Here is a 17,868-nt window from a genome sequence, read left to right as displayed (position 1 = left end):
TTTACCTCAGCTTGATCGCAACATTCTTGGTCTGAACATAGTTCAACAGGGCCTCGCGGCCTTTCTCGCGACCGTAACCTGATTTGCCGAAGCCGCCAAAGGGCGTTTCAACCCCTCCGGCATACCATTCGTTGACGAAGACCTGACCGGCTCGAAGCTGTTTTGAAGCTCGCATTGCCCGGTCGATGTCGGCGGTGAAGACACCTGCCACCAGCCCGTAGGGCGTGCCGTTGGCGATCCGGATAGCCTCATTCTCATTGCTGAATTTCAGCACTGAGAGAACCGGGCCGAAGACTTCGTCTGAAGCAATCGACATATCCGGCGAGACGTCGGTGATCACGGTCGGTTCAAGAAAGTAACCGGGCCGGTTCAGTCGCCGGCCTCCCGTGACAACGCGTGCGCCTTCGCGTTCCGCCGCCGATACCATGCCGGCTGCGCGCTGGCACTGACCTTCTGAAATCATGGCACCCATGTTCGCGCCGAATCTCGGGAAAGTGAGGCCGCTACCGACTTTGAGGTTTTCTGCCATGGCAACAATGCCGTCGACCAGTTTGTCGTGAATGCGCTCGTGGGCAATCACGCGCGACATGGCCGAGCACACCTGGCCGGCATTGAAATAGATACCCCAGCGAACGTCGGACAGGAAGGCGTCGAGATCCGCGTCGTCATGGACGATAGCGGCCGATTTGCCTCCGAGCTCCAGTACGCAGGGCACGACATTCTGGGCTGCCGCCGTTGCAATGGATATTCCTGTCGGGACCGAACCTGTAAAAACGATCTGATTGACGTCAGGATGCGCCGCGAGAGCTGCGCCGGTGTCCTTGCCTAGCCCGCAGAGAATGTTCAGTGCACCTTTCGGCAGGCCGCAGGCCAAAGCCGCATCGGCAAAGTACCTATTGGTGAGCGGATCGAGTTCCGGCGTCTTGACGACAACGGAACACCCGACCGCAAGGGCAGCGGAGAGGGACCGCGCCGTCATTTCCATCGGATAGTTCCAGGGAATGATCTGCGCAGACACGTCATAGGGTTCATGGGTGGTGAAGTCGAAATAGCCCTGGCCGAGCGGTATCGACCGGCCTTCCATCGTCTCGGCCTGGTTGCCGTAATACTCGAAATATCGGGCTGCGCCTTCAATCTCGAGCCTTGCTTCCCAAAGCGGCTTGCCGGCTTCCCGGGTCAGGATGGGAGCAATTTCGTCGATCCGCTCGAGGAGGTAGTCGCCCATTCCGCGCACGATACGACTGCGTTCAACTGGGCGAAGGCCTGACCAGGCGCCGCTGTCGCTCAAGGCCTTGGCCGCAGCCACAGCCCGGTCGACATCGGCTTCGTCTGCAAGCGCCTGCTCGGCGAGCAGTTCGCCCTTAGCCGGGTCCAGTACGGTGAGGCGGCCAGCCCCGCCGTCACAAAAACTGCCATCGATAAAGTTCTGCCAATAGGCGGGTAGTTCGCTCACTGCGGTCTGATCCTGTTTGAATAGAGCCGGTCGTAATGCGGTTTCATCCGCTTATAGACGTGTTGCACCCTGTCCGGTGCATCCGAGAGCTCGACATATTTGCGTTTCTGAGGTTGCAGTCCCGTGGAGCTTCTCAGGTTCGCGTGGAACGAACCACCATCCCACCAGCTGTATTGGTCGGTGTCGGCGCCCGGTTCCCAGGAGAGTGCTTGTTCGATGAAGGGTATGCCTACGGCTTCGCAAAATGCAGATACGGTTCCTGCCGGATTTTCCAGGAGGTCGTTGCTGTCGATGACCGGAGGCGCCGTGCCCGTCATCGCGGTGATGAGATCATACAGCGCGCGTTGCTCGGGAAATCCGACTTCGCCGGAATCGAAATCCGGCCACTTGTCGTACATGGAAGTGATGGTCAGGGCCGGGTCACGGATAAGGAAGGCATGCGTGAAGTGAGACAGGAATTCCGCGTCCCACATGTGGTTGATGTAGTGAGGGAAGTCCTTGATGAAGACCGGACCGCTTTCAGCCCGTGAACGGATGTCTTCCCAAACGCTTTCAAGCGTCAGTCCGGGAGTGACCTTGTCGCCGGATTTCCATCTCGGCCAGAACGGTTCCTCACCCTGATACCAGGCTTCTCCGAACGGTTCGTGCAGGCAGTCGAGGTCACCGCGCTGGCGCATCATCCACTCGAAGGCGGTCGAGGTAGAGCGCGGTACGGCCCAAAGCGCAACAATCTTATGCATGCAAGGACTCCAGCAAACGTCCGTGGAGACCCACGGGAGCAAGGTTGAGGGAGTGGAAAATGCGCCAGTAGAGCGCGGTGTCGTGGGCAATGACCGGCTTGCCGAGCATCTCCTCCAGGTCTGGGGTGACGTGCAGCATTCTTTCCGGTTGGCCATTCGGACCGCTCCTGAAATTGACCATACCGTTAGCCAGATAGGCATCCGCATTTGGTGCCTGGTCGGCGACAAATTCAAAGCTCTTGCGGGCAAGGTCACCGCCGAAAATCCAGCGGAGGGCGTTCACGTCGTCCTGAGTTTCAAACCAGCCCTGATCGACAAAGTTACCGGCCCACAGAACATCGAATCCGGCTTCGCGCAGGAAGCCTGCCGTGCCCTGCCACCATTCCGGCCAGTGGTAAACGGCGTTCAGCGCGACCTTCTCGACATTCATTGCACGCAGGGCCTCGACCATCGCGTAACCGGCCATGTGAAAGGCCAGTCCGTGCCTGTCACTGAGCCGCTTGCAGAAATCGGCTATTCCCTGAACGCCGAGGCCTGATGCGTGGACCCAGTTGGAGCCGACCTGAGCGCAAACATCGGCGCCATTGTTGGCCATGACCGACGCGAAGTCCTCGAGCATGTCGAAGTTGCGGGTACGCTGGTCGAGGCGGTGGCGATAATCCGGCACATGCAGCATCCAGCCGTGAACACCGACCGAAGCTGGGGCAATGCGCAGGAAATCCGAAGGCGCTGCGTCCCAGTCATGAGGCGGACAGGTGAAGCCGACCTGATGCGGAAACAGTTTCTGTTCCGGTGTCCATTCGGCCGGCATGCCGAGAGGGGCAGTGTTTCCAGACATCAGGCCTCCCGCATCCAGCTCTGCAATGTCTTGATAGAATGTTCCGAGTTCACGCCGCAGGACGGGTCGAGAACGAGAGGGCCTGGTTGGTAGCCGCGGCTTCTCAGGCCTTTTTGAACGGATTCGACCAGATAGATGTCCTCTTCCACCGTTGTTGACCTGTCCTGGATCGCGAGGCGGCGTACAGTCTCGGAATCAACGCCGTCGATCGTGTACCAGCCACGCCAGACGGTCACCTGACCGGCATCGATCGCCCGCCAGTGATAGGTGTTCAGGATGTTTCCCGGATACACCTGGAATGAGAACAATGGCCACAGGAACCAGGAAGAGTAGTCGCCCGCGTGCTCATTGGCTGCCAGGTCTATCTCATAGGTCATGCTTTCGAGATTTTGGCACTCGGTTGTATGTCGCAGGCAATAGCCCTGAGGCTGGATGTCATAGGTCTCCGGCTTGACGACACCTGTGGCGAAAGTGGGGTGATTGATGGGGCAGTGGTAACATTCAGAATAATTCTCGACCGAGACTTTCCAATTGCAGTTTTCCGGGATTTCCACCCATTCGAGCGGCTTGAGCCGGTCGATGTGCGGTACAAAGGAACGCAGCTCCTCACGCACATTCGGAAACCAATCGTCCATTGGTTTTGCGTTCGGATCGAGGTTCACAAACAGAAATCCGCAGAAGTCCTCGATGCGAACGTTGGTCAGGCAAATCCTGTTACGATCAAAGCCGGGGACGGAACGCACATTGGGGCCTGAGCGCAGGCCTCCGGTGAGTTCATAGGTCCAGCTGTGATAAGGGCAGACAAGCAGTTTGGTGTTGCCTTCACCCTGAACAAGCTGGTGGGCCCGGTGCTGACAGACATTGTAATAGGCTTGGAGCCGGTTATCCCTGTCCCGCAGGCAGATGATGCTTTCCCCCGCAATTTCGACGGTGAAATAGTCACCCGGCTTTTCCAGTTGTGAACCGTGCCCGGCGAAATGCCACGTTCGAGCCAGCAATCCCGCTTTTTCCGTCTCAAAGTGCGACGGGTCGGTGTAGTACCACGCTTCTAGCGAATGGATCAGCTGGCTGTGTACGTTCATGAGCGGTCCTTCCACTCTTCCTGATAGAGCCCCATCTTGTGGCGGCGGGTGTGAAAACGTTCGATGCTGGAAATGACGTCTTCCGGGGCATCGGCGATGACGAAGGCGAGCAGTGTTTCCAAAAGCGCGATGGTGGAGACCGACGAGGGAAAGAACTGCGGCGTTTCCGCGTCGACAATAAAGGCGTGGTCGCTGCCGACCACGATGGGGGAGGCCGGACTGTCGGAAATGGCGATGATGGTCAGACCCTGTTCTCGCGCAAGCTCAACGGCGGTTATTACATCGGTTCGGTAGGGTTTACAGGTCATTGCAACCAGCACGTCGCGTTCATCGGCGCGAGCAAGGTCATCGGTCGCCACAGATCCGAGGCGCGGAATGGTCCAGATAGTGTCGACTGCCATGTCCGCGAGGTAGGTGAAGTTGCGCGCGTTGGAATTGTTGACGCCAACGCCAAGAACATATGTGTGGCGGGCTTTCACGATGGCCTCGGCCGCTGCCTTCATGGCTGCGTCGTCAGTTGCCGCAAAGGTGTTTTCGATATTGGAGATTGCGCAGGCCGCCATTTCGGCAAAAAGGCTTCCCAGCTGACCACCCTTGGCCAGGGATTGAAGCCAGCGGGCCCGGTCGGGAAAATCCGTACCACGGCTGCGGATCGCCTCCCGGAACGGGTGGCGGAAATCCTCATAGCCTTCGAAGCCAACGGACCGCGCCATGCGCACGAACGTGTTCGGTTTCACTCCGGCGGCATCGGCAATTTCCCGAATGGAACTGACACCGACATCGTTCGGGTTTTCAAGCACGTAGCTTGCAGCCTTCTTGAGTTCGGGCGTCAGTTCCTCAAGCTCGGAGGCCAGGTCGTCCAATACCTCCTGAGGGGCTTTCAAATCTGATTTTGGTACATTCATATCATTCATGATTGACGAGAGTACATTTGTACAATTACGCTGTCTATCGAAAAATCACCGGCCTGGGAGACAAGGCGTGTCGGAAGCTGGAACCTCGAAATTGCCGTCTTCGGCGCGGGTCGTCATCGTCGGTGGCGGCATCATGGGCTGCGGCCTGGCGTATCATCTGGCCCATGAGGGCTGGTCGGATGTCGTGCTTCTGGAAAAGGCGGAGCTAACTTCCGGGTCGACGTGGCATGCGGCAGGGCAGATCACCCATTCGACTTCCAGCTTCGGCCTGGGAAAATGTGTCGGCTACAACATCGACCTTTATGCCGGAAAGCTTGAGGAGGAGACCGGCCAGTCCGTGACCTGGCATGGCTGCGGCTCCTTCCGACTGGCCTATACCGAAGACGAAATGGACTGGCTCCGCCACACGATGAGCGTCGGGCGGGCGCTGAAGTTTCCGATGGAGCTGGTTGGTCCGGACCGCATTCGCGAGCTGCATCCGTTTTACAATCTCGACGGTGTGCTTGGCGCCCTGCATACGCCCGATGATGGCCATGCAGATCCCTCGGGCGTCACCCAGGCTCTCGCGATAGGGGCACGGAAACTCGGCGTGAAGATCATTCGACGATGCCGGGCGACAGATATCAAACAGCAGCCGAATGGCGAGTGGAAAGTCTCCACCGAACTTGGCGACATCACCTGCGAGCATGTGGTCAATGCCGGGGGCACTTATGCCCGTCAAATGGGGGAGTGGAGCGGCTTGCAGCTGCCCATGACCTCCATGACCCACCACTACATCGTTACCGACACTGTTCCGGAGTTTCTCGAACTGGACAGGGAACTGCCGGTCATTCGCGACGACAAGCTCGTGTCCGGTTACATCCGCATGGAGCAGAAATCCGGACTGATCGGTATTTATGAGAAGGAAAATCCCAATACGGTCTGGGAAGACTTCTGCCCCTGGGAAGCTGAAAACGAATTGTTCGATGCCGACTATGACCGGATCATGCCGTGGCTTGAAAACGCCATGGGCCGGATGCCGATATTTTCAGAACTCGGCATCAAGCGTGAAGTTCACGGCGCGATTTCCCATCCACCGGATGGCAATCCACTGATTGGTCCGGCGCCAGGTGTCAAGAACTACTGGTGCTGCTGCGGCACCCAGATCGGCATTGGCTGGGGGCCCGGACTGACGCGGGAGCTCGCACGCTGGATCGTGCACGGTTCTGCGGATATCTCCATGCGCGAATTCGATCCGCGCCGGTTCGGTGGTTATGCCGGGAAGGACTGGCAGGTTATCAAGGCGAAAGAGGATTACTGCCTTCGCCACGAAATTCCGTTCCCGCATTTCAACCGTCTTGAGGGGCGGCCGATCAAACCGAGTCCGCTTTATGAACGGCTGAAGGACAAAGGTGCGGTCTACGAGGAAGTTTACGGTCACGAGCGGCCGCGCTGGTTTGCCAAGGGCAGTCTTGAGCAACGGGACTACTATTCCTTCAGACGGGCTGACTGGCATGATGCGGTCGGCACCGAAATGAACGCGGTGAGAACGGCGGCCGGCATCATGGATATTTCGGCCTTCGCCAAGGTGGAGCTGTCCGGTCCGGACGCGGAAGCCTATCTGGACAGGATTGTTGCCAACAGGTTGCCGAAGAAAACCGGTGGTATCGTGCTGACGCACATGCTGAACCGGAGAGGCCGGATCGAACTGGAACTGACGGTTGTGCGCCTGGCCGAGGATCGTTTCTATCTGGTCTGCGCGGCGTTTTTCGAGCAGCGTCTTTTGGATCACCTTGCACGGAACCAGGCCGAAGAAGTTATGACGGTCCGCAACCGCTCAAACGAGTGGGGAGCAATGACGCTGAATGGGCCAAGAGCACGCGAGATCCTTGCGCCAAACACCTCATCAGCGCTCGACAACAAATCGTTCCGGTGGCTCACGGCACAGGAAATAGAAGTCGTGGGCAAGAAGCTGTGGGCGTTCCGCATGTCTTATGCCGGCGAGCTCGGCTGGGAGCTTCATGTCGCCAGAGAGGACATGCTTGAGGTTTATGAGGCGCTCTGGACAACTGGTGAACCGCTCGGGCTCATGGACTACGGATCATTCGCCATGAATGCACTACGTCTGGAGAAGGGTTTCAAGGGAGCCGGGGAACTCACGAACGAAGTGACCTTGCCGGAAGCCGATGTCATGCGCTTCGCAAAGCTCGACAAGGGAGATTTTCTGGGACGGGACAAGACGGCAGAAAGCGCTGCCAGTGAGAAACTGCCATGGATCTGCGTCTACCTGGAAATCGAACCGGATGATGTTGAAGACGGTCACGGCGGCGAAGCCGTATTGCTTGACGGTCAACCTGTAGGCGCAACCAGTTCGGTCGCCTACGGACATACCGTCGGCAAGATCCTTGCCTTTGCCTATGTCGAGCTGAAGGCCGCCCGGCCGGGGCAGGAACTGGAAGTTGTCATCATGAACCGGCCGCGCAACGCTCGGGTGCTCGAAGCCGCCGCCTACGATCCCGAAAGCCTGCTTCCGCGCACCGACACACCTGTAGGAGTTGCAGCAGAATGACCGTACCGGAAACCATGAAAGCCATCGTTCTGGAAGGACATGGCGGTCTCGAGAGGCTGGTCTGGCACGAAGACTGGCCGACACCCCGTCCAGGACCGGGTGAAGTTCTGATCAGGGTTGGGGCCTGCGGGCTGAACAATACCGACGTCAACACACGATCAGGCTGGTATTCCAAAACGGTATCCGATGCGACCACCGGTGGTGCCTATCAGGATGTCGGCGAAGAGGATCCGACCTGGGGCGGCAGGCCGATCACGTTCCCGCGCATTCAGGGCGCAGATGCTGTCGGCACGGTCGTCGGTCTGGGCGAGGGAACGCTTTCCGACCTCATGGACAAACGTGTGATGGTCGATTGCTGGCTCCGCGACTGGTCCGATCCTGACAATCGCGACAAGACCGGCTATTTCGGCTCGGAAAGCGATGGTGGTTTTGCGCAATATGCGGTTGTCGACGCGCGGAATGTTGCCGTCATCCGCTCGGACCTGAGCGACGCGGAACTGGCGACCTTTTCCTGTTCCTATACGACAGGTGAGGGCATGCTCAGCCGGGCGCACGTTACGGCTGGCGACACGGTGCTCGTGACAGGTGCCTCCGGCGGTGTCGGTTCCGCACTCATTCAGCTGGCCAAGCGCCGTGGAGCAACCGTTGTCGCGCTGGCGTCACCGAGCAAGCATGATGATGTGAAGGCTCTTGGAGCAGACGTGGTTCTGGAGCGCGCACCTGAAGATCTGAAGGCAGCACTCAAAGGGGCGACGGGCAAGGACACGGTGTCGGTTGTCGCCGATATTGTCGGTGGGCCCTATTGGGGCACGCTGATTGACGTTCTGGAGCGCGGCGGGCGCTATACCTGCTCGGGTGCAATCGCCGGGCCGATGGTGGAACTGGATCTTCGAACCTTTTATCTGCGCGACCTGACGCTGACGGGGTCCACGGTCGTTGCGCCGCACATTTTCGGAGACCTTGTCGGATACATCGAACGCGGCGAAATCCGGCCTGTGCTGGCCGCAACCTATCCGTTGCAGGACTTTCACACTGCACAGACCGCCTTCATCGAGAAAAAGCACACAGGTAACATTGTGGTGGTTCCATGAACCGTGACGCGTTCGACCGCTTGCTGTCCGCAGTTCGGACCATTTATGAAGGCGACGCAGAACTGGGCGCATTCGCTCCCTGGCCCAGTCGGCTGGACTGGACAGAAATAGAGGCTGAGAACCTGCCGGTCGCCAGGCATGTCTGCGGTTGGCTGGAAAATGACAGTTCTGCGATGGCCCAACTGCATCAGGCCATTGCCGCCGCCGCGCCGAAAGCTGCCTGGCGCCTGACCTATACCGAGGAGGAGGTCGGTGCGCACTTTCTTGAAAACTACGGCTATTTTGAATTGTTCGGTCCCTCTGGACATTTTCGAACTGATCAAGGGCGCGTCTATGTCGCCTACTGGGGACCCGAGCTCTATTACGACTGGCATCATCATGAGGCAGAAGAGCTTTATGTCATCGTGTCCGGTTTGGGAGAGTTTCACCGGCAGGACGGGATGACAGCCGTTCTGGGACGGGGTGCCACCCGTTTTCATCAGGCCTGGCAGCGGCACGCCATGACGACCCGAAACGAGGGCATCCTCACGCTCATTTTCTGGCGCGGCCCGGGACTGAGCGGACTGCCGCATATGGAGTGAGGCAGATGAAGATCACGCGTATCCGTGTCTTCAAGACGGATCTGCCCTATGTTGACGGTTCCTATGGTTGGGGAGCAGGCAACGCCATCACGGTTGCAAGGGCGTCAGTCGTGGTTGTCGACACCGATGCCGGACTTTCGGGCTGTGGTGAATTCACACCTTGCGGTGAAAACTACATGGTTGCGCATTCGGAGGGCGTTGAAGCTCTCGCCCGTCTGGTTGCTCCCGCACTGATTGGCGAAGACCCCAGACAGGTCGCGCGGATCGAACAGATCATGGACCACCTGGTTCAGGGACACGGCTATGCCAAAGCGCCCTTCGATGCCGCGTGCTGGGACATCGCGGGCAAGGCTCTCGATGCTCCTGTCTGGCTGCTGCTTGGCGGCAAACTGACCGACGGCGCTCCGATGTACCGGGTCGCACCTCACCGCGGAACGGAAGAAACGATCGCGGAGCTGGAGCGGCACCGGGCCGCCGGTTACCGGCAGTTCCAGATCAAGGTCGGAGCTGACTGGGCGGTGGATATCGACCGCATAAGGGCAACTGTTCCGCTGCTGAAACCCGGCGAGAAAGCCATGGCCGATGCCAATCAGGGCTGGCGTGTCGACAACGCCTTGCGGGTCGCACGGGCAACGCGTGATCTCGACTTCATATTCGAGCAGCCCTGCCGGACCTATGAAGAGTGTCAGCAGGTCCGCATACGTATCGACTTGCCGATGAAGTTGGATGAATGCGTCACAGGCATTCACGCGGCGCAGCGGATCGTTGCCGATCACGGCGCCGACCTCGTTTGCCTGAAGATTTCCAATCTGGGCGGGTTGTCGAAGGCGCGGCGCGTGCGCGACTTCTTTGTTGATAACCGGATTCCGGTGGTGGCTGAAGACACCTGGGGCGGTGAAATCGCAACCGCCACTCTGGCGCATTTTGCAGCCTCAACACCGCGGGAGTTTCTGCAGAACACGACGGACCTACACAATTACAACACCCGATCGACCGGGGCGCCGGGGCCCAAAACCGAGCAAGGAAAGCTCTTTGCTTCCGATGCGCCGGGACTGGGTGTCACGCCCGACTTCGCAAGCCTGGGCGAACCCGTCGCAACCTATGGGGAGGCAGCATGAGGATCAGCCGCATCGCGGTCTGGCAAATCGAACTGCCGCTCACCAAGCCTTATTGGCTTTCCGGCGGGCGGCTGAAGTTCGAGGCGATCGACAGCACTTTTGTGCGCATCGACACGGACGAAGGGGTCTCGGGATGGGGCGAAGGTTGCCCATGGGGACACACCTATCTGCCAGCGCACGGACCGGGGCTGAGAGCCGCCGTTGGTGTTCTGGCGCCCGCCCTCATTGGCCGAGATCCTCGTGCTCTTGATGAAATCAACCGGGCCATGGACATACAGCTGCCAGGCCATCTTTATGCCAAGTCACCGCTGGACATTGCGTGCTGGGACATTCTGGGCAAAACGGCGGGGGCACCGCTTTGGCGATTGCTTGGGGCCGAGCAGCCTGCAGCCGTTGCGGTGAACTCTTCCATTTCCACCGGGACGCCGGAAGAGATGATTGCCCTTATCAAGGAGGCCAGTTCGAAAGGCTATCGTACCCATTCAGCCAAAATCGGAGGCAGTGATTTCTCGGCCGATATCGAGCGGATCGAGGCGATTTCCGCGGCGCTGCCCAAGGGCGAACAGGTCACCTACGACGTCAACAGGGCCTGGACGCCTGGCGTTGCCATGCAGGTTCTGAACGCGGTCACTGCAAGGGATTGGGTTGAGCAACCTTGCGAAACGCTCGACCAGTGCGCGCTGGTCGCGTCCAAGGTGCCTCAACCGATCATGCTGGATGAATGCCTGCACTCGTTTCAGGACCATCTTGAGGCCTGGAAACGCGGCAGCTGCCAAGGCGTGAAAGTGAAGCCAAACCGGGTCGGCGGATTGACCAGGGCCCGGCAGATCCGGGACTTCGGCGTTTCCGTCGGTTGGCAGATGCATATCGAAGATACCGGAGGCAGCGCCTTCGCCGACAGCGCAGCGCTTCAGCTGGCAGCTACGACACCAGACGCCAACCGGCTCGCGAGCTGGCTTTGCCACGCTCATCTTGGGATCGACCCGGTTCCTGGTCAGGGAGGACGCAACAGGGGCGGACTGGTTCACTTTGATGATCGCCCCGGGATCGGAATCACACCCGATCCGTCCCTTCTGGGCGAACCGGTCGCCATTTATGGAGGCGGTGCATGAGTGTTCGCTCTGATCTCAGAATTTCCGGCCTGACGCTTTGGCGCGTGCCGCTGACCAGTCATGAAACCTACTACATGGCGGCGGGCAAAACCTGCGATACGATCGACAGCATGGTGCTGCGGATAGACACCGAGCAAGGCGTCAGCGGTTGGGGCGAGGTCTGCCCGATCCCGCATTATCTGCCCGCTTATGCCAGGGGAGTGTCTCCGGCAATTGAAGAACTCGCTCCGGTTCTGATCGGCGCCAATCCGATGGGAGTGGACGCTCTGATGGCGACCTGCCGGTCCTATCTGCAGGGGCACCCGTATGTGCAATCAGTCATCGATATCGCGCTCTGGGACCTGACAGGTAAGGTCTGCGGTGTGCCGGTCCACACGTTGCTGGGCGGACTGCATTCATACGAACTGCCGCTCTATCATTCCATCACCTGCGTTGCGCCCGAAGAGATGGCGCGGATTGCAACAGAGGCTCTGGGACGGGGCATCAGCCAGTTTCAGGTCAAGCTGGGAGCGGATAACAACTGGGAGGCTGACGTCGCCAGGTTGCGGCTGGTGCGCGAAGCGGTCGGAAGCGGGCCGGTGGTCTATGGAGACTGGAACTGCGGCGCAACGCGATTAGATGCCACACGTGTCGGCCGCGCTGTGGCCGGTCTCGACATCATGCTGGAGCAACCTTGCGCGACAATGGAAGAATGCGCCGCAGTGCGCGCATCGACGGGCCTGCCGATGAAGATGGATGAAAACGCGCATGACACAGCAAGCCTGCTGAAGGCATATGAGCTGGGCTGTATGGATGCTGTCGCGCTGAAGCTTTCCAAGTTCGGCGGCATTTCAGAATTGCGCAAGGCGCGCGACCTGTGTCTCCACGTCGGTGCAAAGATGTGCATCGAGGATACCTGGGGATCGGACATTACGACAGCGGCCGCGCTGCATGTTGCTGCCGCGACGCCACCTCAAGCGGTTTTGAATGTTTGTGATTTGTCGGGCTACGTATCACCGCGTCTAGATCCTGAAGCTCCGGTGCGAAACAATGGCCGGATCTCTCCGCCGACCGGTCCCGGCCTCGGCGTTTCACCAAACCTTGCCGAACTGGGGGAACCCGTTCTTGCTTTGGCTGCCTGAAGGAGGCACGAATGAAAACCTCAATCTCTCAACAGGACTGGAGAGCTCGTGCAGCTGAAGTTCTGCCTGCCGCCGGGTTTGGCAACTTCGATCCGGGTGTTGTCATCCGTGAAGGCAAGGGGGCCCATGTCTGGGACGAAGATGGTAACGAGTTCATCGATTACCTGATTGGATCCGGCCCGATGATCCTGGGACATGGTCATCCTGAAGTTCTGGAAGCCGTGCAGGAGCAGCTTTCGAAGGGAATGACCTTTTTCACCAACAATGCGCGCGGCATCGAGTTGGCGGAAGCGTTGGTCGAGGCGGTCCCTTGCGCCGAACAGGTCCGCTATGTGTCGACCGGTGGCGAGGCGGACATGTACGCCATGAGACTTGCCCGGGCCTTCACCGGCCGCGACAAGGTCCTGAAGTTTGAAGGCGGGTATCACGGCATGTCCGGCGAGGCGCTGATGAGCCTTGCTCCGAAGAACCTCGTCAACTTTCCGCAGGCAGTACCGGATTCAGCTGGCATTCCCGAAAGTGTGCGCGATGGAATGCTGATCGCGCCCTTTAACGACGTCGATTTCGCGAAGTCTCTCATTGAAGAGCATGCGGATGAAATTGCCTGTGTGATCGTGGAACCGCTGCAGCGGTTGATCCCGCCGGAACCGGGTTTCCTCCAGGCCTTGCGCGACCTGACCCAAAAGCACGGCATTGTCCTGATCTTCGATGAAGTCGTGACCGGCTTCCGCTTTGCCTATGGCGGTGCTCAGGAATACTACGGCGTCGTGCCGGATCTTTGTGCGCTCGGCAAGATCATGGGAGGAGGGTTTCCCCTTGCAGCTGTGGTCGGCCGTTCGGAGATCATGGCACATTTCGACAAGGCGATTGTCGGTGAAAAGGGCTTCACCTTCCAGATCGGTACCCTCAGCGGCAACCCGGTAGCGAGTGTCGCCGGCCTGAAAACACTCGAGATCCTCAAGCGTCCCGGCACCTATGACGAACTGCGCAAGAACGGCGAGCGATTGATGGCCAGCTTCAAGAAGCACCTGGATCGTGTTGGTGTCGCGCACCAGCTGGTCGGCGAACCGATGCTGTTTGATGTTGTCTTCACGGACCAGCCGATCAGAAATTATCGGGACATGTTCAACAACGATGCCGCCAAGTCGAAGATCTTCAACGAAAGCCTTCGTGCCAGCGGCATCCTGAAGCCGGACAGCAAGCTCTATGCGCATCTTGCGTTGACGGAGGAAGATCTTGAAGCCACGGACAGGGCACTGGAAAAGGCCGCGAATGCGCTCCAACAGCAGTAACCGTGCTCAGAGACCGGGTGATTCCCGTTTCGATTTCGTCTTCAGAATCAGCCAGCATGAGCCCGCCAGTACGAATGCAATTGCCGAGTAGAGCGAAAACAGCAGCACGCTCGAGTCCTGGAGAACACGCGGGACAATCTCGGCATTGATACCTGAAAGGCTCATGAAGACGAGGTTGAAAAACGCAACCCCGCTCGTTCGTGTCGCATCGCTCAGGAAACCTGGCAGGATTTGAAACGCAGTCGTCCTGATGCCGAAGCTGAAGGCCAGCTGGACGACGCCAAAGAGCAGGATCGCAGTCCAGCCACCGCTTATCGCAAGCAGGAACTGCGCTGCTGCCATGGCGAGAAGACTGCCGACAAGGATCTTGTCGGTATGTCCTTCGTCTATCAGTTTCAGTGCCGCCATCGCCATGAGGAAGCCGAGCGTCGTGTAGACCGCCAGGATCTGCAGGGTGACAGAAGTGTCGTGCTGTCCGAAAAAATCGAAGAGCAGGGGGCCATAGGCAATTATGCCGGAACCGCAAGTTGTCGCTGCCAATACGATAATTGATCCCAACAAGAGACCTCTCCTGCTTTCCGCCGTCGCAAACAGGAGTTTTGGTGCGTGATACCAGGGCGGATTGGGCGGGTCTTCGGTTCCCTCGGAAGGTGCGGGCAAGCCATACCAGGTCCACGCCTTGTGAGCGTTCTGCCTGTGACCGGTACGGTGGAGAAAATGAGGAGACTCGTGAAGGCGCGTCAGTCCTGCAATTTGGACGAGGGCAGGAAGTGCCGAGCCGGCAATCGCAATGCGCCAGCCGCTGCCTTCGACAAAGGCGAGAGAGAGGAGAAGTTCTCCGACATATCCCGCGCTGACACCGACCGGGACGGCTGACAATAACAGGGCTCTGCGTTTCTCGGTCGCAATTTCAGCGACGTAAACGATTGCCGTCATGAACAGGATGCCCGCTGCGCAGCCGCCAATGAAACGGTCGATGACGAGGAAAAATACCGAGGGATGGATCAAGACCAGAAGAGGCCCGGCGACGAGTGCACTTGCACATATCGTCATCAACCGTTTCCGGCCGAGATGGTCAGCAAGTGGGACAAGAAACACTCCCGTCACTTCGGCAAAGTCAAACAGGGCGATCAGGTCTGCAATGTCATCGTCACTAAGGTCGAAAGCATCCCGGATCTGCAGCATCACACCGGAATAGACGCCGGCATTGTAACCGTAGATGAAGCCGCTCAGCATGGAGATGAAGAACAGAATGCGCAGGGTCGGCGGGGATGTTGAGGAGGCAGGATCAACGGTTTCGATAACAGTGGTCATGGTTCCGAGTGATCCGGTGTCACAGGTCGGGCTATGAATTCATTATGAGTCCGTTCTTGAGAGAATTGCCAGCTTTCACAATATCGGGCACCTGGGACAAACAGTTTCGCACGCAAATCCGGCCGCCAGATTGCCTTTACTTGGGAACCGGAACGAAAAAGCCCCTTCACACCGTTTGAGACATGAAGGGGCTCTAGGCTTTAGCTGGATTTCAGGCTGCGGTTGAGGGCGTCTTATGCGGCCAGTTCCTTGCCGGCCTGGGAGAGGATCTGCAGCGCGATAAGACGCTGGGTCCCGCCTTGATCGCAGGCATCTTTCAGCCTCGACAAGACTTCATCGCTCAAACCGCAAGCACCGCGGCTGGAAATCGCTTTAGCCAACACGGACCCGAGCGCTCCGCTTTCACGGAAGGTTGCCTGCATGAGATCAGTTGCGCACCGGGCATCTTCAAACTGGCATGCGAATTTCAATGCGGCCTGCCGTGTCGACCGGTTCTCGGAATTCAGCAAACCGCTTAACTGATCGGGTTTGACACCCAGTCTGGCGCAGGCGTTCAAGGCTGCGATCTGATCGGCGTCGTTGCTGCCTGAAAGAGCGTTTTCGAGCCGCGCCCGCGCAGCATCCCGCGGACCAAATGCCAGTAGTTCCAGGAAAGTCATGCGGGCAGGTGGATGGTTGTCAGGCGGCAGGTTCAACAGCTTTTCCCATGTGTCATCGGAAAGGGAAATGCCGCGTTCAGCCCGACGTAGCAGCGAGACCAGCGCTGATGTGCGCAGCTCATTATCCTTCGCCGAGCAGCAGGCCAGAAGCGCCTGGGTGAAGACAGGCTGTGCCTGCTCCCCTATGAGCCGGACCGCGATGCGCCGAATGTCGATTGCGGTGCTCGGAGCGACGTCCGGGCGGACGCGCTTCTTCTGCAGGGTGTTCTGAGCAAGTTCAAGGAACTTCAGGTCCTGATGAGAAAGTTCGACACTTTCTTCTTCAAAGGCGAGCTGTTCTTCGTCACCCTGGAGAATGGCAGCAAGGGTGTTTTGCGGGAATTCCACCACATCGGCGGTGTCTTCGGCTGGCGAGGTTTCAGTTTCCCCGGCTACCGCTTCGCTTTCAAGGCCGGCTGTTTCTTCTTCGTTACCAGTTGTCTCGTCGGGATTGCGATAGTCGCTTAGCTTTACCGGGTCTTCCGGTTTTTCCTGAGGCACGACGTTGCCGTCGCGATCGAGCACGATTCGGTTTCTGTTGCCACCCTCGTCATCTCTGGCGCGGGCACCGAACTGTTTTTCCTGCTCGTTCTCGTCCTCTTTTTCCTTTTCCTTGGCTTCTTCCTCTTCGGAAGCGAGGTCTCCGCGGGCCGCCAGCAGCAGGACGGCGGCAGCGTTGTCGGCGACTTCCCCTTCTTTGCCGGAAAGACTTGCCAGAGACGCAAGGGCTGACAGCCGCACCATCTGGCTTTTGCTGGTCACGCCGTCGGTCAGGCTTTCAAGAGATTGCGGACGTTCGAAGTTGGCGAGTGCCGTGTGAATGGCGCGCTGGACTTCCGGCTTTGGATTGCGGGTCTTGATTTCAAGCAGCAGATCAAGGGCTTCGTCCGTTTCGCTGCGTCCCAGAACTTCTACCAGGGCTGCAATGTAGTCTTCCGGCTCGTTTCTGAGTTTCACTTTGGCGTGGTCGAGAAGTCTTGCGACTTGAGCATTTGCCGGATGGCGTCCCGCCAGGCGCTTGATCGCGGCGAGTTTCACCGATTTGTCCTCATCGGCAATCGCCAGGTCGATCAGATCATCGGTTGCGACAGTTGGTGATTTGGAGGCAGTAAAGGCTCGAATTGGTGCGGATGGATCCTTGATCAGCCGGGCATCGAATATGGGAGCATTCCGTTCCAGAAGGGTTTCAAGCGCCGCAAGGCGCACCTCAGCATTCGTGTCCTGGCTGAGAGCATCCAGAGCCTTGACGACAAGCGGGTCGTTGGAGGAGCCCAGCGCCCGTGCAGCGCGCGCACGCTGTCGTTCGGACTGGCTCTGGCCTGCATCGATCAATGCAAGAAGTCCGGGACGACCGAGCCCGGCAAAAGCATCCAGAACCTCATTCCAGAGATCCTGGCCGAACTCGTCGCTGGCGGCTTTAAGGAGATCGTCGACGGCTTCTTCGACCCCCAGGCGGCCAACTGCGCGAATGGCTTCCTTTTGAATGTCGAGCCAGTCGTCCCAATCGGCGCTGTCGTCTTCCCAGGCCACATCGTCCTCGCAACGGTCGACAACGAGTTTGCGCAGGAGCGGGGCAACCAAATCGCGGTCTTCGGATTGGAACCCTCTGATTGCTGCAACCTTGGAATCGCCGACAGGGTCGTTTTCAAGGCTCCAGAACAACTCTTTTCCAAGCCCTTTTTCCTTGAGGGCGACGAGCGTCTGCAAGGCATCGACACGTACATCCGGGTCGTCGTTGCGGGTTGCTTCAAGAAGCACTTCGCGCGCACTGGAGAGCTTCCAGGCACCAGCGGTTTCAATCGCGAGACATTGCTCTGAAGGTGTGCCCGTTCTGGCAATTTCCAGCAAGTTGTCCTGAACGTCCCTGTTCAGGGTCAGGATCTCGGAATTTGCGTGCAATGCTGGATTTTCAAGGGTCATTTCAGCGGACCTGTACCGTTGTTCGTTGCGCAAAGAATAAGGCGGG

Annotated in this window: 14 protein-coding genes; 7 read left to right on the top strand and 7 right to left on the bottom strand. The window is 58.6% G+C overall.

The genetic code is table 11. The annotated features are described in order from the left end of the window. Window position 1 precedes the first annotated feature (1 nt). Genes ABLQ08_RS10255 through ABLQ08_RS10235 form a run of 5 tightly spaced genes read right to left on the bottom strand, consistent with a single transcriptional unit; the run spans window position 2 to window position 4,976 of the window. Window positions 2-1,453: an aldehyde dehydrogenase family protein gene (locus ABLQ08_RS10255; protein WP_352941445.1), complete on the bottom strand. Its 1,452-nt coding sequence runs from the start codon at window positions 1,451-1,453 to the stop codon at window positions 2-4. Next, window positions 1,450-2,193, bottom strand: coding sequence for a hypothetical protein (locus ABLQ08_RS10250; protein WP_352941443.1), 744 nt, complete (start codon window positions 2,191-2,193; stop codon window positions 1,450-1,452). The genes ABLQ08_RS10255 and ABLQ08_RS10250 overlap by 4 nt, the downstream gene beginning before the upstream one ends. Continuing rightward, window positions 2,186-3,031, bottom strand: a complete 846-nt coding sequence (locus ABLQ08_RS10245) for a hypothetical protein (protein ID WP_352941440.1) — start codon at window positions 3,029-3,031, stop codon at window positions 2,186-2,188. Before ABLQ08_RS10245 ends, ABLQ08_RS10250 begins: the two co-directional genes overlap by 8 nt. Continuing rightward, on the bottom strand, window positions 3,031-4,113 hold the full coding sequence (locus ABLQ08_RS10240) for an aromatic ring-hydroxylating oxygenase subunit alpha (RefSeq protein WP_352941437.1): 1,083 nt from the start codon (window positions 4,111-4,113) through the stop codon (window positions 3,031-3,033). The genes ABLQ08_RS10245 and ABLQ08_RS10240 overlap by 1 nt, the downstream gene beginning before the upstream one ends. Continuing rightward, on the bottom strand, window positions 4,110-4,976 hold the full coding sequence (locus ABLQ08_RS10235) for a MurR/RpiR family transcriptional regulator (protein ID WP_352941435.1): 867 nt from the start codon (window positions 4,974-4,976) through the stop codon (window positions 4,110-4,112). Before ABLQ08_RS10235 ends, ABLQ08_RS10240 begins: the two co-directional genes overlap by 4 nt. A 118-nt stretch (window positions 4,977-5,094) precedes the next feature. On the opposite strand from ABLQ08_RS10235, the gene ABLQ08_RS10230 reads away from it, so the two are divergent. The 7 genes from ABLQ08_RS10230 to ABLQ08_RS10200 are packed head-to-tail and all read left to right on the top strand — an operon-like array spanning window position 5,095 to window position 13,890. Next, window positions 5,095-7,575 (top strand): FAD-dependent oxidoreductase, encoded by a 2,481-nt coding sequence (locus ABLQ08_RS10230; protein WP_352941432.1) that lies wholly within the window; start codon window positions 5,095-5,097, stop codon window positions 7,573-7,575. Beyond that, window positions 7,572-8,666 carry an alcohol dehydrogenase family protein gene (locus ABLQ08_RS10225; protein ID WP_352941430.1) on the top strand — a complete coding sequence of 365 codons (1,095 nt, stop codon included), beginning with the start codon at window positions 7,572-7,574 and terminating at the stop codon, window positions 8,664-8,666. Before ABLQ08_RS10230 ends, ABLQ08_RS10225 begins: the two co-directional genes overlap by 4 nt. After that, window positions 8,663-9,247 (top strand): dimethylsulfonioproprionate lyase family protein, encoded by a 585-nt coding sequence (locus ABLQ08_RS10220; protein ID WP_352941427.1) that lies wholly within the window; start codon window positions 8,663-8,665, stop codon window positions 9,245-9,247. Before ABLQ08_RS10225 ends, ABLQ08_RS10220 begins: the two co-directional genes overlap by 4 nt. A gap of 5 nt (window positions 9,248-9,252) precedes the next feature. Further along, entirely contained in the window at window positions 9,253-10,365 is a 1,113-nt protein-coding gene (locus ABLQ08_RS10215) for a mandelate racemase/muconate lactonizing enzyme family protein (protein ID WP_352941425.1), read from the top strand. Further along, window positions 10,362-11,477 (top strand): mandelate racemase/muconate lactonizing enzyme family protein, encoded by a 1,116-nt coding sequence (locus ABLQ08_RS10210; protein ID WP_352941423.1) that lies wholly within the window; start codon window positions 10,362-10,364, stop codon window positions 11,475-11,477. Before ABLQ08_RS10215 ends, ABLQ08_RS10210 begins: the two co-directional genes overlap by 4 nt. Further along, complete coding sequence (locus ABLQ08_RS10205; protein WP_352941421.1) at window positions 11,474-12,598, top strand: mandelate racemase/muconate lactonizing enzyme family protein; 1,125 nt, start codon at window positions 11,474-11,476, stop codon at window positions 12,596-12,598. Before ABLQ08_RS10210 ends, ABLQ08_RS10205 begins: the two co-directional genes overlap by 4 nt. Window positions 12,599-12,609: 11 nt before the next feature. Further along, on the top strand, window positions 12,610-13,890 hold the full coding sequence (locus ABLQ08_RS10200) for an aspartate aminotransferase family protein (protein ID WP_352941418.1): 1,281 nt from the start codon (window positions 12,610-12,612) through the stop codon (window positions 13,888-13,890). A gap of 6 nt (window positions 13,891-13,896) precedes the next feature. Here the strand turns inward: ABLQ08_RS10200 and ABLQ08_RS10195 are convergent, their stop codons facing one another. Together ABLQ08_RS10195 and ABLQ08_RS10190 are read right to left on the bottom strand one after the other, a co-directional pair. After that, window positions 13,897-15,204, bottom strand: a complete 1,308-nt coding sequence (locus ABLQ08_RS10195; RefSeq protein WP_352941417.1) for an MFS transporter — start codon at window positions 15,202-15,204, stop codon at window positions 13,897-13,899. A gap of 233 nt (window positions 15,205-15,437) precedes the next feature. Then, window positions 15,438-17,822 (bottom strand): HEAT repeat domain-containing protein, encoded by a 2,385-nt coding sequence (locus ABLQ08_RS10190; RefSeq protein WP_352941415.1) that lies wholly within the window; start codon window positions 17,820-17,822, stop codon window positions 15,438-15,440. Between the last annotated feature and the right edge of the window lie 46 nt (window positions 17,823-17,868).

This window comes from Roseibium sp. SCP14 (genome assembly GCF_040329475.1).
Taxonomy (GTDB): domain Bacteria; phylum Pseudomonadota; class Alphaproteobacteria; order Rhizobiales; family Stappiaceae; genus Roseibium.
Note: the sequence above shows the minus strand (reverse complement) of the source record. Positions and strands in the feature narration are given on the sequence as shown.

Coding starts and splice junctions, on each gene's coding strand:
- ABLQ08_RS10220 (WP_352941427.1), top strand. CDS start 8,663: ATGAACCGTGACGCGTTCGACCGCTTGCTGTCCGCAGTTCGGACCATT.
- ABLQ08_RS10210 (WP_352941423.1), top strand. CDS start 10,362: ATGAGGATCAGCCGCATCGCGGTCTGGCAAATCGAACTGCCGCTCACC.
- ABLQ08_RS10195 (WP_352941417.1), bottom strand. CDS start 15,204: ATGACCACTGTTATCGAAACCGTTGATCCTGCCTCCTCAACATCCCCG.
- ABLQ08_RS10200 (WP_352941418.1), top strand. CDS start 12,610: ATGAAAACCTCAATCTCTCAACAGGACTGGAGAGCTCGTGCAGCTGAA.
- ABLQ08_RS10245 (WP_352941440.1), bottom strand. CDS start 3,031: ATGTCTGGAAACACTGCCCCTCTCGGCATGCCGGCCGAATGGACACCG.
- ABLQ08_RS10225 (WP_352941430.1), top strand. CDS start 7,572: ATGACCGTACCGGAAACCATGAAAGCCATCGTTCTGGAAGGACATGGC.
- ABLQ08_RS10205 (WP_352941421.1), top strand. CDS start 11,474: ATGAGTGTTCGCTCTGATCTCAGAATTTCCGGCCTGACGCTTTGGCGC.
- ABLQ08_RS10190 (WP_352941415.1), bottom strand. CDS start 17,822: ATGACCCTTGAAAATCCAGCATTGCACGCAAATTCCGAGATCCTGACC.
- ABLQ08_RS10215 (WP_352941425.1), top strand. CDS start 9,253: ATGAAGATCACGCGTATCCGTGTCTTCAAGACGGATCTGCCCTATGTT.
- ABLQ08_RS10240 (WP_352941437.1), bottom strand. CDS start 4,113: ATGAACGTACACAGCCAGCTGATCCATTCGCTAGAAGCGTGGTACTAC.
- ABLQ08_RS10250 (WP_352941443.1), bottom strand. CDS start 2,193: ATGCATAAGATTGTTGCGCTTTGGGCCGTACCGCGCTCTACCTCGACC.